At 70.6% G+C, this 18,796-nt stretch carries 3 protein-coding genes; all 3 read right to left on the reverse strand.

All coding sequences use genetic code 11. The annotated features are described in order from the left end of the window. Nucleotides 1–5: 5 nt before the first annotated feature. Entirely contained in the window at nucleotides 6–9,545 is a 9,540-nt protein-coding gene (locus F0U60_RS34825; protein ID WP_395806370.1) for an SDR family NAD(P)-dependent oxidoreductase, read from the reverse strand. Next, on the reverse strand, nucleotides 9,546–17,243 hold the full coding sequence (locus tag F0U60_RS34830; RefSeq protein WP_395806371.1) for an SDR family NAD(P)-dependent oxidoreductase: 7,698 nt from the start codon (nucleotides 17,241–17,243) through the stop codon (nucleotides 9,546–9,548). A 326-nt stretch (nucleotides 17,244–17,569) separates the two neighbouring features. Then, nucleotides 17,570–18,742 (reverse strand): CaiB/BaiF CoA transferase family protein, encoded by a 1,173-nt coding sequence (locus F0U60_RS34835; protein ID WP_395806372.1) that lies wholly within the window; start codon nucleotides 18,740–18,742, stop codon nucleotides 17,570–17,572. Nucleotides 18,743–18,796 lie beyond the last annotated feature (54 nt).

Raw genomic sequence — 18,796 nt, forward strand, 5'->3', positions numbered from 1 at the left:
CTCCTTCACGAATCCCTGGCGAGATCCTCGGCTACCAGCCGCGCCAGCTCGGCGTCGGACAGGGCGTCGAGCTCCATCTCTCGCTCATCCCTAGGCGCTGGCACCGGGACAGACAGCGCTACGGGCGAGCGCGGTGCCTCCTCGACATCGAGCTTCAGCACCTCGCTCAACAGGTGTTGCACCAAGAAGTCGATGGTCGGGTAGTCCAGTGCCACCGTCGCCGGAACGGACACCCCGAGCCCCTTCTGCAGCACATTGCGCAGCTCAATGGCCATCAGCGAGTCCATGCCGAGCTCGGCGAACCCCTGCCGCCAGTCGAGTCCCGTGGCGTCCAGTCGGAGGATTCGCGCGATCTCCTCCTGGAGACTCCGTGCCAGCACGCGATGGCGCTCGTGGGGCAGTGCCTCTCGCAGCCGTTCTGCGAGTGGGTAGCGCGGCTGCGAGGGCTCCACGGCCCCTCGGGGAGCAGCGCTCCGCGTCGGAGCCAGTGCCTCGAAGAAGGACGAGCGCCCCAGGGCGCCAAGCGCCTCCAGGTACACCGGCCATTGCACAGACATGAGGGCCACCTGGGGCCGATTGCTCGCGAGCGCCTCGCCCAACAGCGCGAGGGCCTGCCGCGTCGGAAGCGGCCGGATGCCCCGGCGCTCCAGTGCACGCGCCACATGCCCATCCGACGCGCCCACCATGCCGGTCTCCGCCCACGGTCCCCAGTCGAGCGACTGCGCCACCAACCCGCGGGCACGCCGCTCGTGCGCGAGCGCATCCAGGAAGGCATTCGCCGCGGCGTAGTTACCCTGTCCCGCCGAGCCGAGCGTCGCGGAGGCCGAGGAGAAGAGGACGAAGAAGTCCAGTGGCCGGTCCAGGGTGAGCCGGTGCAGGTTCCACGCTCCCGCCACCTTCGGTGCCATCACCCGCGCGAAGCGCTTCAGGTCCTGCTGCGCGAGCGCCCCGTCATCGAGCACACCCGCGGCATGGACGATGCCACGCAGCGGCGGAGCGTCCGCGTCGAGCTGCTGGAGGAGTTGCGCCACCTCCGCCTCGCGCGAGACATCCACAGAGGCAAGGGTGACGTGGGCTCCCGCCTTCTCGAGCGCACGCACCGCCTCGGACGCCGAGGCCGATGGCGCACGGCGCCCCACCAACGCCAGGTGACGCGCGCCCTGCTCCACCATCCACCGCGCGACTTCCAGGCCCAGCCCTCCGAGCCCTCCCGTGATGAGGTAGGTGGCGTCCGCGCGGAGCGTGAGGGTGCCACCGCGCGAGCCCTTGTCCTCGCGCAACAGCGGGTGCAGGCGCATGCCTCCGCGGAAGGCCACTTCCCGCTCGGGAGCACGCCCGCCGCCACTCAGCTCGGCGAGCAGGAGCTGGAGGCTGCCCTCAAGGTCCTCGGGATCCAGGTCCACACGGGTGCAGCTCAGCTCGGAGCGCTCCAGATCGATCACCCGGCCGAGCCCCCACAACGGAGCCTGTGCCAGCGCGAGCGCCGGGCGCGTCTCCTTCACGGCTTGCGCGCCACGGGTGACGAACCACACCGGGGGTGCCTCGTTCCGGCCTGCCAACGCCTTCACAAGCTGCAGGGCACCTCCGCTCGCATCCAGTGCGGCCCGCTGCACCAACTCCGCAGGCGCGTCCTCCGCGAGGGTGTGATCAAGGCCCGACAGGTACACCACCCCCGCGCAGTCGCTCGACCCGAAGGTCTCACTCGACACGCGCGAGACCTCCTCCGGGCGGACGCGAACCACGGGCGCGCCGTGCGCCTCCAGCATGCGCCCGAGCCGCTCGCCCACGCCCTGTGCGTCCAGGAGCAGCACCCAGGACTTCGTCTTGTCCACCTCGGGGATTGAGACAGGCCGTGACTCGGGCTCGGGTCGCCAGAGGACCTCGTAGCGCGCCTCCTCCCTCCGCGCATGCGTACCCCGGCGCACTGCTTCCCGGCTCGCCATCCGCCCTCGGAAGCCGAGCACCTCCGCCACCAGTCCTTGCTCGTCGAAGATGCGCAGGTCACCCCCGATGGGCTCACCCGCCTCGGCCTTCCCGCCCCCTTCGATGCGGGCATGGCACCACACCGTCCCTCGCGGCCGTCGGTAGACGGTGAAGCGCGCGACGCTGAAGGGGATGAGCAGTGAGTCCGCCTGCTCCGCCTGGAGATCCAATGTCCAGCTCGCGAGCACCTGGAAGCACGAGTCCACGAAGCCTGGGTAGAGCGGGTAGTCCTCCAGCTTGTCCGGCAGCGGGGGCAGCCGCATCTCTCCGAGGAGCTCATTCCCACCGCGAGCGACCGAGCTGATCCACTGGTAGCCCGAGCCCAGCGTGTAGCCCTGCTCACGCATGGCCCGATAGAGCTCGTCCCCCGAGCGGCGTTCCTGGCAGCGAGCCTGGAGCTCCTCGCGCGACGCCCACGGCGCCGGCTGCGCTGACTGGCCGACGCGCACGCCACCGCTGGCGTGCAACACCCACGTCTCCGCGCCGTCCGTGTCGCCGAGCGACTTCACCTCGAACGCGCTGCCCTGCTCCTGGGGCGTGAGGATGACTTGCAGCGTGCGCTCCTCGTCATCCGCGAGCACCAGCGCCTGGGGGAAGGCCAGGTTCTCCAGCGTGCACGCGGGTGAGCCGTACGCGTCCTCGATGACCGAGAGGACCAGTGACACGTGCGAGGACCCCGCCGCGACGAGCGTTCCGAACAGGCGATGATCGTTGAGATGCGCTGGCCGGGACGGCCCGTAGGTCGTCTCGTACACGAGCGCATCGAGCGCGGAAGAGCGCAACCGCCGTCCGAAGTGAGGCGTGAGCACCTGCTCGTTCCGAGGCGTGAGCCCCGAGCGAGGAGAGGCGCCGCGCCACCAGTAGCGCTGACGCTGGAAGGGATAGGTGGGCAGAGTGATTCGGCGACGCTGATAGGGGGCATCGAAGGCGGCCCAATTCACCTCCACGCCCTTCACGTACAGCGTCCCCAGCGTCTTCAGCAGCTCCGGCCATGTGGCTTCGCCCAGGTGCACGGGAAGGGCCTCGGCGCTCCCGGACTTGCCCGTCTCCGTGCGCACCAGCGGCACCTTGCGCACCGCGAGTCTCAGCCCCTCCTCCAGGCCGAAGACTCCCGAGTCCACCGCCGCCACATACTCGCCCACGCCCCGCCCCACGACCGACTGGGGCACCACGCCCCACGCCCGCCACAGCTGTGCCAGAGCCCACTCCACCGCGAACACCGCGGCCCTGCCGTAGGCCTCTTCCTTCAACAGTGCGGACTCGGCGCCGTACAGCACCTGCACCAGCGGCTTCTCCAGCACTCCCTTCAGTGCTTCCCCGCACTTCTCCAGCGCTTCACGGAAGCTGGGCTGCGTCTCGTACAGCTCCCTGCCCAGGCCCGCTTCATCGCCGAAGACAAAGGCCACCTTCGGCGTCTCGCCTTGCGTCCGCCCCGACAGCACGCCCTCTACCTCTCGACCTGCTTCCGCCGCCGACAGCTGCTCCCGGACCTGTTGCGCGTTGCCACCCACCACCGCCAGCCGATGCTCGAAGTGGGCTCGTCCCGCCGCGGCCGTAAAGCACATGTCTCCCAGCTCCGCGCTCCCCTCCTCCAGCGCCCGCGCGTAGCGGCCTGCCTGGGCGCGCAGTGCCTCCGGGCTCTTCGCAGACAGCACCAGCACGTGCGCCGGTCGCTCGACCTCTTGCGTCCGCGCGGGAGCTGGCGGTGCCTCCTCCAGCACCACGTGCGCATTCGTCCCGCTGAACCCGAAGGAGCTCACTCCCGCGACGCGCCGGCCCTGCGTTGGCTCCCACGCCGTCAACTCCGCCGGTACCTTCACGCCCATCCCCTTCCAGTCGATGTGCGGGTTGGGTTTCTTCAGGTGCAGGTGCGCTGGCAGCTGCTTGTGGCGCATCGCCAGCACCACCTTCATCACGCCCGCCACGCCCGCCGCGGACTCCAGGTGGCCGATGTTTGTCTTCACCGAGCCCATCCACAGCGACTCCCCGCCCTTGCGCCCCTCCTTCAGCACCGACCACATCGCTTCCGCCTCGATGGGGTCTCCCAGCGACGTTCCCGTGCCGTGTGCCTCCAGGTAGCTCACCTCGGCGGGCGAGACTCCCGCGCGCCCCAGCGCCTGCTGGATGACGGCCTGCTGCGCCAGTCCGTTCGGCACCGTGAGCCCGCTGCTCGGCCCGTCCTGGTTCACCGCCGTGCCACGGATGACCGCGAGGATGTCGTCCCCATTCGCCTGGGCCTCCGACAGCCGCTTGAGCACCAGCACGCCACAGCCCTCGGCACGCGCGAAGCCATTCGCCGACGCGTCGAACGTCTTGCACCGCCCATCCGGCGCGAGCATCCGCGCCTTGGAGACCGCCATCATCGGCTCGGGCGACAGGATGAGGTTCACCCCCGCCGCCAGCGCCATCGTCGACTCACCGGAGCGCAGGCTCTGGCAGGCCAGGTGCAACGCCGTCAGCGATGACGAGCACGCCGTGTCCACCGCCATGCTCGGACCCTGCAGGCCGAGTGTGTACGAGAGGCGTCCCGCCACCACGTTCAGCGAGGTCCCCGACGCAAACCACGCATCCACCTCTTCCGGGCGTCCCTGCAGGATGACTCGCGCGTAGTCCGCCGTGGTGATACCCACGAAGACGCCCGTGCGGGTGTTGCGCAGTGCGGCCACGTCCTGGCCCGCGCGCTCCAACGCCTCCCAGGCCACCTCCAGCACCAGCCGCTGCTGCGGATCCATGCTCTCCGCTTCACGCGGCGAGATGCCGAAGAACCGGGGATCGAACTGGTCCACCTCGCGGAGGAACCCTCCGGCGCGCACGTACATCTTCCCCGGCACCTCGGGATCCGCGTCGTACCAGGCATCCACGTCCCAGCGATCCGCGGGAATCTCCGAGATGGCGTCCCGCCCCTCGCGCAGCAGACTCCAGAACGCCTCGGGCGTGTCCGCTCCGCCGGGCAGCCGACAGGCCATGCCGACGATGGCGATGGGCTCGTCCGTCCGGGCCTCTCTCGAAGCCTCGGGTGCGGTAGCGAGCGGCGCCTCCGCCTCGACCAACGAGACGAGATGCTCCGTCAGGGACCGCACGCTCGGGAAGTTGAACGCCAGGGTCGCCGGCAGCGGCAGCCCCAGCGACGCCTCCAGGCGGACCTTCACCTCCACCGCCATGATGGAGTCCAACCCCATCTCCTGGAAGCCACGCTCGGCGTCGAGCGTCTGCTCGGGCCCCAGGCCGAGGATGCGAGACACCGTCTCCTGTACCAGGCTCCGCAACGCCTCGCGCCGAGCGGAGGGAGTGGTCGCCTCGCGCCACGGTGCCGGAGTGGAAGCCTTCGCCTCCGGAGTCTCCTGGGGTTGCGCTGCCGTCTCCGTGCGAATCCGCTCCAGCAGGGGCCTCGCGCCACGGGCCTCGAAGATGGGCCGGAAGCGCTCCCAGCGAACACTGGCCACTACGGCCTGGGGCACGCGAGCCCCCACGAGCCGCTCCATCCACGCCAGCGCGGACTCTCGATCGAGCCCGTCCACGCCCACGCTGTCCAGCCAGCGCTTCTCCTCGGCAGTGGCCGCGCCCTCGCCGCGCCAGAGTCCCCAGTTGATGCTCGACGCCGGCAGGCCCAGGGCGTGCCGGTGTGCCGCGAGCGCATCCAGGAAGGCATTGGCCGCGGCGTAGTGACCCACGCCCGCCGAGCCCCACACCGAGGAGATGGATGAGAAGAGGATGAAGAAGTCCAGCGGGTCTTCCCGCGTCAGCTCGTGGAGGTTCCACGCGCCGTCCACCTTCGGGGCCAGGACGCGCTCAAGCGTCGCCGCATCCAACTCCCGTACCCGCGCGGTCGAGGACACCACCGCCGCGTGAACGATGCCGCGCACCGGAGGCATCATCGCCCGCACCCGCTCGAGCAGCGCCGCCATTGCATCGCGTCGGCTCACATCCGCCTGGGCCAGCAGCACCTCGGCACCCGCCGCCTCGAGCTCGCGCACCGCGGAGATCCGCTCGGCCTGCGCACCGCCCTGGGCCCGCAGCAAGTCCCACTGCGAACGATCGGGGAAGGCGCTTCGCGCGGTGAGGACCAGGTACCTCGCGCCCCGACGCACCAGCCAGCGCGCCACCTCGAGCCCAAGCGCCCCCTGGCCTCCCGTGATGAGGTACGTGGCCTTCGCATCCACCGGGACGGGCCGGGACTCCGCGGCCGCGCGCTCCACGAGCCGCGCCACATAGCGCTGGCCGCCTCGCAGGGCGACCTGGTCCTCGCGCCCCGCCGAGTGCAGCTCCGCCCAGAGTTGCTCCGCGCCATCCTCGGGACCGAGGTCAATCAACCCACCCCAGTGCCCCGGGCTCTCCAACGCCACGGTCCGCCCGAGTCCCCAGAGCGGCGCCTGGGCAGGCTCCACTTTGGCCCTGCCCGCGCCCTGGGCACTCCGGGTGACCATCCACAACCGTCCGCCCGGCTGCGGCGAGCCCTCCACCACGCGCAGCACGGAGGCCACTCCCTCACAGGCCTCGCGGATGCCCGCGCCCTCCATGCCGGTCACGTCCAGGCCCCACAGGTACACCACGCCCGCGCACGGTGCGCTCGCGGAGAAGCGCTCGCGCCACACCCGCTCGAGGGTGGCGGTGTCTCCCGAGGACACCTTCACGCAAGCCATTCCCTGCGCCTCGATGCGCGCAGCGAGCTGCTCGCCCACCCCGCTGCGATCGCACAACAACAGCCAGGTGCCACGGGCCGATGTCGAAGAGGACTCCGTGCGCGCCGCGGGCTGCCACTCCAGCCCGTACAGCTCGCCCCCGGGTCCTCCTGTTCCTGGCGGGGAGTCCTCGACCCGCGGAGCCTGAGCGGGCTTCCCCGTGGAAGTGGAAGACGACTCCCGGAGAGCCCAGTACCGCTGGCGCTGCCACGGGTAGCGAGGCAGCACCACCTTGCGACGTGCGGGCTCGGGGTCCACCTTGCGCCAGTCCAGCGCGAAGCCCCGGATGAACAGGCGTCCGAGGGCGCTCAGCAACTGCTCCGAATCATCCTTGCCCTTGCGCAGCGAGGAGAGCCACTCGGGCCCCTCTCCCAGGCACGACTTCGCGAGCCCGAGCAGCGTGGTGTGCGGCCCCACCTCCACGAAGGTGTCGATGCCCAGCGAGCGCAGGGACTCCATGCCCGCCTGGAAGCGCACGGGCTCGCGCGCATGGCGGCGCCAGTAGCCCGGAGCACCCAGCTCATTCGGCCCCACGGGCCGGCCCGTCACGTTGGAGATGAGCGGCAACTGCCCGGGCGCGCGCACCATCCGCGCCGCCTTGGCCTCCAGGGCCTCGAGCATCGGCTCCAGCAGCGGCGAGTGGAAGGCATGCGAGACATTGAGCTTGCGCGTTGCGAGCCCCTGGGCCTCCAGCGCCGAGGTGATGCGCTCCACGGCCTCCGCGGCTCCGGACAAGGTGAGCTGGCCCGGCGCGTTGTACGCGGCGATGGACGCGCGGTCCCGGTACGGTGCGAGCAACGGCGCCACCTGTGCCTCGGTGGCGAACACCGTGGCCATGACGCCCCCCGAGGGCAGCGCCTGCATGAGCCGTCCGCGCTCGGCGATGAGGTCCAGCGCGTCCTCCATCGAGAGGATGCCGGCCACACACGCGGCAGCGAACTCACCCACGCTGTGGCCCATCACCGCGTCCGGCACCACGCCCCACGAGCGCCACAGCTCCGCCAGCGCGTACTCCAGGGCAAACAACGCGGGCTGGCTGTACGCCGTCTGGTCAATGAGCGATGGCGCTCCGTCCTTCGGGTACAGCACCGACAGCAGATCCATCCGCGGCTTCAGCCTCGCGGCACAACGCTCCAGCGCGTCGCGAAACACCTCGGACGTCTCGTAGAGCCGCCGTCCCATGCCGGCGAACTGCGCGCCCTGGCCCGTGAAGAGGAAGGCCACCTTCGGCGGAGTGTGTCCGGCCTTGCCGGAGGACACCTGCTCCAGCCTCGTCCCCGAGGCAAACGCCGATAGGCTCGTCGCCAGCGCCTGCGTGGAGCCTCCCACCACGGTCAGCCGGTGCGGCATGCGCGTGCGAGAGGTGTTGGTGGTGAAGCACACGTCCGCCGCATCCAACTCCGGGTGCGCGGTGAGGTACTCGGCCTGGCGGCGCGCCATGACCAGCAGCGCCTCCTCATTTCGGGCCGAGAGCGTCAGCAGGTGTGCGGGGCGTGGAGCGGGCGTGCTCGCGGGCGTGGCCGGAAGAGGCGCCTCCTCCAGGATGACGTGCGCGTTCGTCCCGCTCATGCCAAACGCACTCACCCCCGCCAACCGGGGCGCCGCCGAGCGCTTCCACGGCAGCAGCTCCGTGGGGATGAAGAACGGCGTGCCCTCCAGCCGGATGCGCGGGTTGAGCCGGCTGAAGTTCAGGTGCTTGGGAATGGCCTCGTGCTGAAGCGCGAGCACCACCTTCATGAGTCCGGCGATGCCCGCCGCCGCTTCCAGGTGGCCCATGTTGGTCTTCACCGAGCCGAGCGCGCACCGCGAGCCGTCCGGCCTCGGCCTGCCGAGCACCTCGGTGAGGGCCTCGACCTCGATGGGGTCTCCGAGCGGCGTGCCGGTGCCGTGCGCCTCCACGTAGCCAAGGGCGGAGGGCTCCACCTTCGCGTTCGTCAGCGCCTGCCGCAGCAGGGCCTGCTGCGCGAGCATGTTGGGCGCGGTGAGTCCCTGCGAGCGCCCATCCTGGTTCACAGCCGAGCCTCGGATGACCGCGAGGATGGAGTCCCCCTGCGCCCGCGCGTCCGACAGCCGCTTGAGCACCACGAGGCCACAGCCCTCGCCTCGCACGAAGCCGTTGGCCCGCGCGTCGAAGGCGCTGCACCGTCCGTTCGGGGAGAGCGCCTGCATGCGCACCAGCGTCTCGGTGACGGACGGATCCAACACCAGGTTCACGCCGCCCGCGAGCGCCACGCTGCACTCGCCATTGCGCAGGCTCTGGCAAGCCAGGTGCAGCGCCACCAGCGAGGATGAGCACGCCGTGTCCACCGCGAGGCTCGGCCCCTGCAACCCGAGCGTGTACGAGACGCGCCCAGGCGGAAAGCAGTGACCGTTGCCCGTGCCGAAGTACGCGTCGATGAGCTCCGGCTCGGACGGCAGCAGCTTCGCGTAGTCGTCACCGGTGAGGCCCACGAAGACGCCCGTGGACGTGTCCACCAGACGCTCTGGATCCTGCCCCGCGTGCTCCAGCGCCTCCCAGGCCACTTCCAGCAGCAGGCGCTGGCGCGGATCCATGCTGGCGGCCTCGCGCGGAGAGATGCCGAAGAACTCCGCGTCGAAGCCGCTCACATCCTCCAGGTAGCCAGCCCAGCGAGGCGCACCCGTGTCCGGCCCGACACGGCGGGAGGAGGGCTCGCGGCGGATGACTTCCCGGCCGGACGCCAACAACTCCCAGTACGCCTCGGGAGTATCCGCGCCGCCCGGGAAACGGCAGCCCATGCCGATGATGGCGATCGGCTCGGTGCGGGCCCGCTCGAGTGAGTCGATGCGGGCCTGCATCTTCTGCATCGCCATGACCGCACGCGCCAGGCGCTGCTTGAGCTCGTCCTTCACGTCCTCGGTCACTTAGGCGTCCTCCCAGGCCGCCAGCACGTCATCCACCATCTCGAGCAACTTCCCTTCGGGCAGATCTGTGGGCTGGTGAGAATCGGACTCCGGAACAGAGGGTTTGGCCACCAGCAGGGGCTGCTCCGCCGGAGCGGGAGCCGCCGCCTCGTGTTTGGGCGCGAGCCCCATCTGATCCAACAAGTACGTCGCCAATGCCGCCAGGGTGGAGTGCGCCCACAGCAGCGTCACGGACAGCTTCAACTCCAGTGCGGCCTCGATGCGGTTGCGCAGCTCCAGGCTCATCAGCGAGTCCAGCCCGAGCCCACGGAACGGCTCGTGCCGCCCCACTCGGGACGGATCGATCCGCAGCACCTGGGCGAGCCGATCCCTCAGGTAGCCCTCCAACATGCCTGCCCGCTTGCCTGCGGCAGCTCGGCGCAGCTCCAGCAACAGGTCGGATCGACCTCGCTGCCCCTCGCTGCGCTCCGAGGCCAACTCCTCCCAGATGCGCAGCGACGCGGCGCTCGGGAAGAACTCGAGCCACTGACGCACATCGAGAGCCACCACGCCCACGTGCACTGCGCCCTCGGTCAGCAAGCGCTCGAGCATCACCAGGCCATGCTGCGGGGCGAAGCTCGCCATGCCACGGTACGCCAGCCGCTCGCCTCGGTTGGAGCTGGCGGCAGCCAGGCCCACCTCGGAGAAGGGACCCCAGTTCACGCTCAGTGCTGGCAGCCCCTGTTGGCGCCGGTAGTGGGCCAGCGCGTCCATGGCCGCATTCGCCGCCGCGTAGTTGCCCTGGCCTGGCAGCCCGAGCAGCCCACACATGGACGAGTAGAGGACGAAGAAGTCCAGCGACTCCTCCCGGGTGAGCATGTGCAGGTTCCACGCGCCCTGGATCTTCGGCGACATCACCGTGCGGAACCGTGCCGGCTCCTGCTGCTCCAGGATGCCGTCATCGAGCACACCCGCGCAGTGCAGCACGCCCCTCAGCTGCGGCATGTCCCCGTGCGTGAGCGCCACCACATCCTCCAAGCGCCGCACGTCCGCCACGTCCGCCCGCATCACCTCCACACGAGCACCCGCGGCGCGCAGTTGCTCCACCTCGGGAAGAACGGCCGTGGGTGAGGCGTTGCGGCCCAGCAACAGCAGGTTGCGCGCGCCATGCCCCACCAACCAGCGAGCCGCCTCCAATCCCAGGCCACCGAGTCCTCCGGTGATGAGGTACGTCGCGTCCGCGCGCACCCGGAAGCCCGGACGCGGTGGCACAACGCGCAGCTCCGGATCCTCCAGGGTGACGACCAGCTTGCCCACGTGCTGTCCCTGCGCCATCTCGCGGAAGGCCTCGGACACCTGCGACACGGGGAAGACGCGGTGGCGCACGGGCATGAGCGCGCCCGAGGCCATCTGCTCCACCACCTCGCGCAGCAGCCGCGAGCACAGCGCCGGCCGTTGCTCCCTCAGTCCCACCAGGTCGATGGCCGCGTAGATGAGGCGGCGGCGGAACTGGGAGAGATCCAGCGCCCGGCCGTCGTGAATGTCGCGGTTGCCCACCTCCAGGAAGCGTCCATCCGGCGCCAGCACCTCCATGCTCCGGGTGATGGCATCGCCGGAGAGGGAGTTGAGCACCACGTCCACGCCCTCGCCGCTCGTCACGCGCATGATCTCATCCGCGAAGGCGAGCGTGCGCGAGTCCATCACGTGCTTGATGCCCAGCGAGCGCAGCAGCTCGCGCTTCTCGGGCGTACCGGCCGTGGCGAGCACCTCCGCCCCCAGCAGTTGGGCGATCTGCACCGCCGCGAGCCCGAGCCCGCCCGCGGCGGAGTGGATGAGGATGCGCTCCCCCCGCTGCAACCGGGCCAGGTGGTTCAACGCGTACCAGGCCGTCATGAAGACACTGGGGATGGAGCTCGCCTCCACCGCGCTCATGCCCGGGGGCCGGCGCACGGCGAAGCGGGCATCCGTGACGACGTGGGAGGCCATGGCGGACGGCGCGAAGGCCACCACCTCGTCTCCCACGGCCAGGTCCGTCACGCCCTCGCCCACGGCCAGCACCCGGCCGGCGCAGTCCAGCCCGAGCGGCAGGCCCTCCAGCGGCACACCGGGGGCCTTGCCCGTGTTCTTCATCACGTAGAGGCCCATGGTCTTCATCACGTCGATGAAGTTGAGGGCCGAGGCCTCGACTGCGATCTCCACCTCACCTGGACCAGGCCGGCGCCGCTCGGCCATGCGCACCACCACGCCGCCAAAGGAGCCCGCCGGGGGCGTCTCCACCTGGAAGGCGCGTCCCGCCGCGGGCAGCAGCGGCTCCGTCAGCATCTCCTTCGCGCCTGTGCGCCGGACGAGCCGCGCCGCGAAGCGAGCCCCCGCGCGCAGCGCCACCTGCTCGTCTTCCGCCCGTGCGGCCAGCTCACGACCCAGCGCCTCCACGTCCACCAGCGCCGACGAGGGATCCAGGTCCACGCACGTGCACCGCAGCTCCGGGTGCTCGTGTCCCACCGCCCGCCCGAGTCCCCAGAGCGCGGCCTGCAGCGCACCCGTCGCGGGCGCACCCTGCACTGGATAGGCGCCTCGCGTCACCAGCCACAGGCGCGGCGGATCCCTCCACCCGAGCCGCACCACCTCTTGGACGACGCGCAGCGCGCCGCCGCAGACGCGCACCACCTCGTCGAGCGCCTGCTCTCCCGGCACGTCCGGCATCGGCAAATCCAACCCCCACAGGAACGCCACCCCCGCGCAGGGCGTCCCTTGAGGGAAGCACTGCTGCAACACCGTGTGCAGCTCCTCGCGCACGCCGGGAGTCACCGTGTAGTGGCGCGCACCGAGCCGCCGCAGGCCCGTTCCCGCCTCCACCCGGATGCACGAGCCGCCCCAGGACTCCAGCATCTCCGCGAGCGCGCCGCCCACGCCAGACGCGTCCTGGAAGATGAGCCAGGGCGCCTCGTCCGAACCGGGCTCGAACACCGCGGGGAGCCCCACCCGGCGCCAGGCAAGCTCGAAGAGCGAGCGATCCTGCTCCGAGCGGGCGCGGCCGTAACGTGTCGGCAGCGCGGACAGCTCCAGGCCCTCCACCTCCGCGAGGGGCACGCCCTGGGAGTCCATCAGGATGACATTCCCTTCTAGGGGAGCGTCCTTGCGCCAAGACTCCTGGGGCGGCAGGCGCGCGAAGGCCCACTGCGGCGTGCCTCGGCGCAGCACCTCGAAGCGGCGCAGGCGGACGGGGACGAAGGTGGCATCCCCCGCGGGCAAGGCCTCCAGCAGCACCTGCAACGCCGCGTCGAGCACGGCAGGGTGCAGCTCGCTCGCGGGCCCGAGCGACTCGGGAACCTCGATGCGGCCCACGGCCTCGCCGTCCTTGCGCCAGACTTCCTTCACCCCCCGGAAGGTGGGGCCGTACTGGAGCCCACGGAGCTCCATCTCCTGGAAGTGCGCCTCGCCGATGCGGACCTCGGAGCAACGCCGCTGGACCTCGTCCACCATGACGAGCGGCAGCGAGCCACGCCCGTTGGAGTCCGAGGCGCGCACGCGCCCGTTGGCATGCACTGTCCACATCTCCGCGCCACTGCCGCCCGGCGTGGGGATGAAGCTGGACACCTTGAAGGAGATGGCGCCTGTAGAGCCCACGTCCACCAGGAGCTCGGCCATGCGCGTGCTGTCACCGAGCACCGCCAGCGCATCGTCAATGCGCACGTCCTCGAGCACCCACGGCCCGGGTCCGAGCGCCGACTGCACCGCCGTCAGCACCCAGTCCAGGTACCCCGTGGTGGGAAGGATGATGGTGCCCTGCACCCGGTGATCCGTCAGCCAGGGCTGGTTGCGAACCCCCACCTCCACATCCCAGAAGAAGGCCCCGGGCCGCAGCGAGGAGCGGCGCACGGGACCCAGCAGTGAGTGGCCCTGCTTGGGCTGGCTCTGCTTCGGCTCGGGGTTCGCCACACCCGGCTGGAACCAGCAGTCCTGGCGCTGCCAGGGATAGTCCGGCAGCCGCACCAGGCGACCGCTCTCCGGATGCAGCGCCTTCCACTCCACCTCGCGACCCGCGGCGTAGAGGCCGCCGAGCGTCTCCAGCATCACCTCACGCTCGGGCTGCTCGCGGCGCAAGGACGGCAGCACCGTCCCCTCCATGCGCAGGTGGGCGATCGTCTGCTCGATAGAGGGCAGCAGCACCGGGTGCGGGCTCACCTCCACGAAGAGCGAGTGCCCGTTGGTGGCCAGCTTCTCCACCACCGGGGCGAGCAGCACGGGCTCGCGCAGGTTGCGCACCCAGTAGGACGGCTCCAGGTCCGCGCCGTCCGACACCGCGCCCGTCACTGTCGAGTACAGAGGCACCTCTCCGCGCCGGGGCGCCAGGCCCTCGAGCGCCTGGAGCAGGTCCTCGCGCAGCGGCTCCATCTGCGGGCTGTGCGAGGCCACGTCTACCTTCACCCGGCGGCAGAAGACCTGGCGCGCCTCCAGCTTCTCCAGCACCTGGGCGAGCGCGTGCGGCTCGCCGGAGAGCACGGTGGAGCGCGGGCTGTTGCTGGCCGCCACGGAGAGCCAGTCCTCCAGGCCGCGGATGGCGGTGCGCGCCTCATCCATCGTCAGCTCCACCACCGCCATGCCGCCCTGGCCACTCACGCGGCGCAGCAGCAGGCTGCGGCGGCAGATGATGCGAGCCGCGTCCACCAGATCCAACGCCCCGGCCACGTGCGCCGCCGCCACCTCGCCCATGCTGTGGCCCACCACCATGTCGGGTACCACGCCCCAGGCGCGCCACAGCCGCGCCAGCGCCACCTGCAGGGAGAAGAGCGCGGGCTGCACCTGATCAATGCGCTCCATCCACGCCGCGTTGTCCGAGGACAGCAGCTCCATCAACGACCAGTCCACGAAGCGGCGCAGCGCCGCATCACACTGCTCGAGCGCCGAGCGGAACACGGGCTCCTCGGCCATGAGCTGGCGGCCCATGCCCAGCCACTGCGAGCCCTGGCCGGGGAAGACGAACACCACGGGCTGGTGCCGGCCATCCGCATGGCGGGTGACAGAGAGCCCCGGGCGAACCTCCCCGTTCAGGAAGGCCGTCAGACCGTCACGGGCCTCGGTGGGCGTGCGGGCCAGCAGCGCCAGCCGGTGGTTGAGGTGAGAGCGGTGCACAGAGGCCGAGTAGCAGACGTCGTGCAACGACAGAGGCGATGCCTCCAGGCGCGCGAGCAGCGAGCGTGCGGCCTGCACGAGCGCCTCGGGCGTCTGCGCGGACAGGGGGAGCAGCTCCGTGCGACCCGGTACCGCTGCCGGCCGATTCGGGGAGGGCAGCTCGGCCACCGGCACCTCCGGTGGAGGCAGCGCCTCCCAGCGCACCTGGACGCCGCGCGCATGCAGCGCCGCGAGCGACTCCAGCAGGGAGCCGCGCGCCTCGTCTCGCCGCAGCGAGCCCACCACCACGCCCGTCTTCCCTGCCTTGCGCAGCAACTGCTCCACGGGGCGGCACAGCACCGGGTGGGGGCTGAGCTCCACGAAGCAATCAATGCCGTCGGAGATCAGCCGCTCGGAGGCCTGCGCGAAGCGCACCGGCTGACGCAGGGTGCGGCAGCGTGCATCACCCGTGCGGCCTTCCACACCCATCTCGCGCGCCACGGTGGACAGCCAGCGCACGCCGCCCTCGCGTGCCCACAGCCCATCCTGAGCCGCCTCCAGCTCGTCGCGCAGCGAGTCCCACTGCCGCAGGCGGCTTGCGCGGTACACCTTCCACACCGCGTCGGCGGCATCCATCCCACCGGCAATGCAGGCGGCGGCCACGTCACCCACACCGTGGCCCACCACCGCCTCGGGCTCCACGCCCCAGGAGCGCCACAGCGCCGCCAGCCCCACCTGCACCGCGAGCGCCAGCGGCTCGGCGGCGTCCTCGTCCGACAGCACCCGCGAGTGCGGATCTCTCAGCGCTTCCACGAGCGACCAGCCCGCCAGCGGCATGAAGGTGGTGTCCAGCGCCTCCACCCGCGCGCGGAACACGGGCTCCGTGGCCAGCAGCTCGCGTCCCATCGCGGGCCACTGCGAGCCCTGGGGCGCGCACATAAAGGCCACCCGGGCCGGAGCGCCGGGCTCTCCCGTGAAGAGGCCCGCCCGGCGCTTTCCCTGCCGGAAGGACTTCAGCAGCGTGGCCAGCTCCCCGCGAGTGCGGAAGGTGAAGGCGGCCCGGTGGCCCCCCGTCCCCACGTGCAAGGACCAGGTGCGACACAGGTCGCGCACGCACACCGGCGACTCCTCGTGCTGCACCAGCTCCTCCGCCTTCGCGGCCTGGGCGAGCAGCTCCGCTTCGGAGTCCGCCGCGAGCGGCAGCAGCTCCTCGCGCCCTACCGGCGACTCCTCCAGCACCACGTGGGCGTTGGTGCCGCCCCAGCCAAACGCGCTCACGCCCGCCGTCGCGGGCTCGTCCTCGCTGGGCCACGGCAGCAACTTCTGCGGCAGGCTCAGCCGCAGCTCGCCAAAGGGGATGCGGGGGTTGGGCTCGCCGTGCATCATGTGCGGTGGCACCAGCCGACGCGACAGCGAGAGCGCCACCTTGATGAGGCCGGTGATGCCCGCGGCCCCCTCCAGGTGCCCGATGTTGGCCTTCACCGAGCCAATCAGCAGCGGCCGATCAATGGCCCGTCCCTCGCCGAGCGCGGCGCCCAGGGCACTTGCCTCGGTGGGGTCTCCCAGGGCCGTTCCCGTACCGTGCGTCTCCACGTAGTGCACGCGATTGGGGGGCACACCCGCGCGTGCGTACGCCTCGCGCAGCAGCGCCGCCTGCCCGGGCACGCTCGGCGCAGTGAGCCCGTTGCCGGTGCCGTTGTTGTTCACCGCGCTGCCGCGGATGATGCAGTAGATGCGCGCTCCCGAGGCGAGCGCGGCCGACAGCGGCTGGAGCACCACCAGCCCCGCGCCCTCCCCTCGTCCGAACCCATCCGCGCCCGCCGCGAACGCCTTGCTGCGGCCGTCCGGCGACAACCCGCCGAACTTGGACAGCAGCACGTTCGCCTCGGGCGAGAACATCAGGTTCACGCCGCCCACCAGCGCCAGCCGCGACTCACCCGAGCGCAGGCTCTGACAGGCCAGGTGCACCGCCACCAGCGACGACGAGCACGCCGTGTCAACCGTGAGGCTCGGCCCTTTGAGTCCCAGCACGTACGACAGCCGGTTGGCCACGATGTTGAGGGACTGTCCCGTCGCGCTGTGCAGCGTCACCGCCGCGCGCTCGCTCAGGTGCCGGTCCGCGTAGTCGTGCCAGATGGCGCCCATGAACACGCCCGTGCGCGAGCCCTTCAGGCTCGAGGCCGGCACGCCCGCGTCATCCAGCGCTTCCCACATCACCTCCAGCATCAACCGCTGCTGGGGATCCATCTCCGCGGCCTCGCGCGGGGAGATCCCAAAGAAGAGCGGATCAAACCCGCTCACCCGCTCCAGGAAGTAGCCATGGCGGGTGTTCGCCTTGCCCGGCGCCTGAGGATCCGCGTCGTACCAGACGCCATTGTCCCAGCGTTCCTGCGGGACCTCCTGGAGCAGATCCTTCCGCTCACACAGCAGCCGCCAGAATGCCTCTGCGTCGGGTGCGCCTGGATAACGACACGCCAGCCCCACCACCGCGATGGGCTCCGCATCCCTGACACTCTGTACGACTCCAACCTCCGCGCCCCCCGACTCCCGCTCCGCCTGCGTGGCGGCACCGGTGCCCAGACCCGACTGGATCTCGCTTTCCGTCATGTGTTGCCTTCCCTCTGTCCGTCAAAGGTCCACTGCGCTGTCGGTGAGTGTCAACAGGCCGACGTCAATGAATTACGACCCTGGCGGGTTTCACTCGTTTTCGTGTGCCTGGCACGTTCTCACTCTCACGGTTGCCATTCCCCCCAGCTGGCGACCAGACAGCACTCGCGGTGAATGCGAGCTGTCGCCTCTGTACGTTCCAAAATCGCATGTCTCACTTTACGTGACGAGCGGGTAAAGGCAGACCCGCAATCTTTACGGGAGATCCGGGAATCCTGACGCCTCGTATCTCTCGCAATGATCCGCTCGCCAATTCCTGGCAGAACTCAGTTGACCAGTCTTTCGATTTCTTCTGGGCTGAAGCCAGCCTCGGAGAGAATTTTCCGTGAGTGCTGTCCCACTGTGGGTGGAGGGCGCAGCGGTGTCTCGCCCAGGCGCAGCGGCGTGAGGAGGTGGGTCACCCTCCGCCCACGTTGGGTATCTTCCGACTCCACGAAAAGACCTCGTGCGCGGAGCTGTGGATCCTCGAGCACTTCATCACCCTCGAGGACCGGCTCGACGCACACGTCCCTGCCCGCGAAGCGCTCCTTCCAGTACGCCAGCGGGTGCTCGGCAAAGCGGCGTGTGAACTCAGCCTTCACGCGCATGCCGGCCTCGCCCGTGTCGTACGCATCCGCGAGCAACTCCGGGCAGCCCAGGACCTCGCACACCCCGGCGAGGAACTTGGGCTCCAGCGCGCCCACGGACAGGTAGCGATCATCGCTCGTACGGTACAGCCCGTAGCAAGCCTGGCCGCCGTTGAGGGTCTCCCGGCCGCGGCGCAGGGGCTGGCCCTGCTCACCCATCACCAGCCGCGCCGCCAGGTGCATGTGGAGGAAGGCCATGGCGCCATCCGTCATGGACACGTCCACGAAGCGGCCCTGTCCGGTGCGCTCGCGCTCGTGGAGCGCCGCGAGGATGCCCACCAGCGCGAAGAGGCTCCCGCCGCCGATGTCGCCCAGCTGCACCCCAGGGAAGGCTGGCGCACCGTCCGCCTGTCCGCCGTAGCCGAGCACACCCGCACGCGCCGCGTAGTTGAGGTCATGCCCCGCCTTCAACCGATCCGGCCCCGTCTGCCCGTAGCCAGAGATGGCGCAGTAGACGAGCCGCGGGTTCTGCTCGTGCAGCACGCTCCAGCCCACGCCCAGCTTGTCCATGACACCGGGCCGGAAGCTCTCCAGCAGCACGTCGTAGCTGCGCACCAGCCGCTTCAGGGCCTCGCGCCCCTCGGGGCTCTTGAGGTTGAGGACGAGTGAGCGCTTGTTCCGGTTGAGCCCGTAGAAGAGCGCGCTCTCGTCGTCGCGCAGGGGCGGCATGTGGCGGATGTAGTCACCGCCCTCCGGGTCCTCGAGCTTGTCCACCGTGGCGCCCAGATCGGCGAGCACCAGCGTGGCGTAGGGACCTGGCAGCAGACGGGAGAGATCCAGAACCTTGAGTCCGGTCAGGGGCAGCGTGTTCATGGGGGTGGGGGCGAGGGGGGCGAGGACAAAAAAGAAGCGGCGCGGCCCCCACGG

The sequence above is a fragment of the Archangium minus genome, from assembly GCF_044360475.1.
Classification (GTDB): domain Bacteria; phylum Myxococcota; class Myxococcia; order Myxococcales; family Myxococcaceae; genus Archangium; species Archangium minus.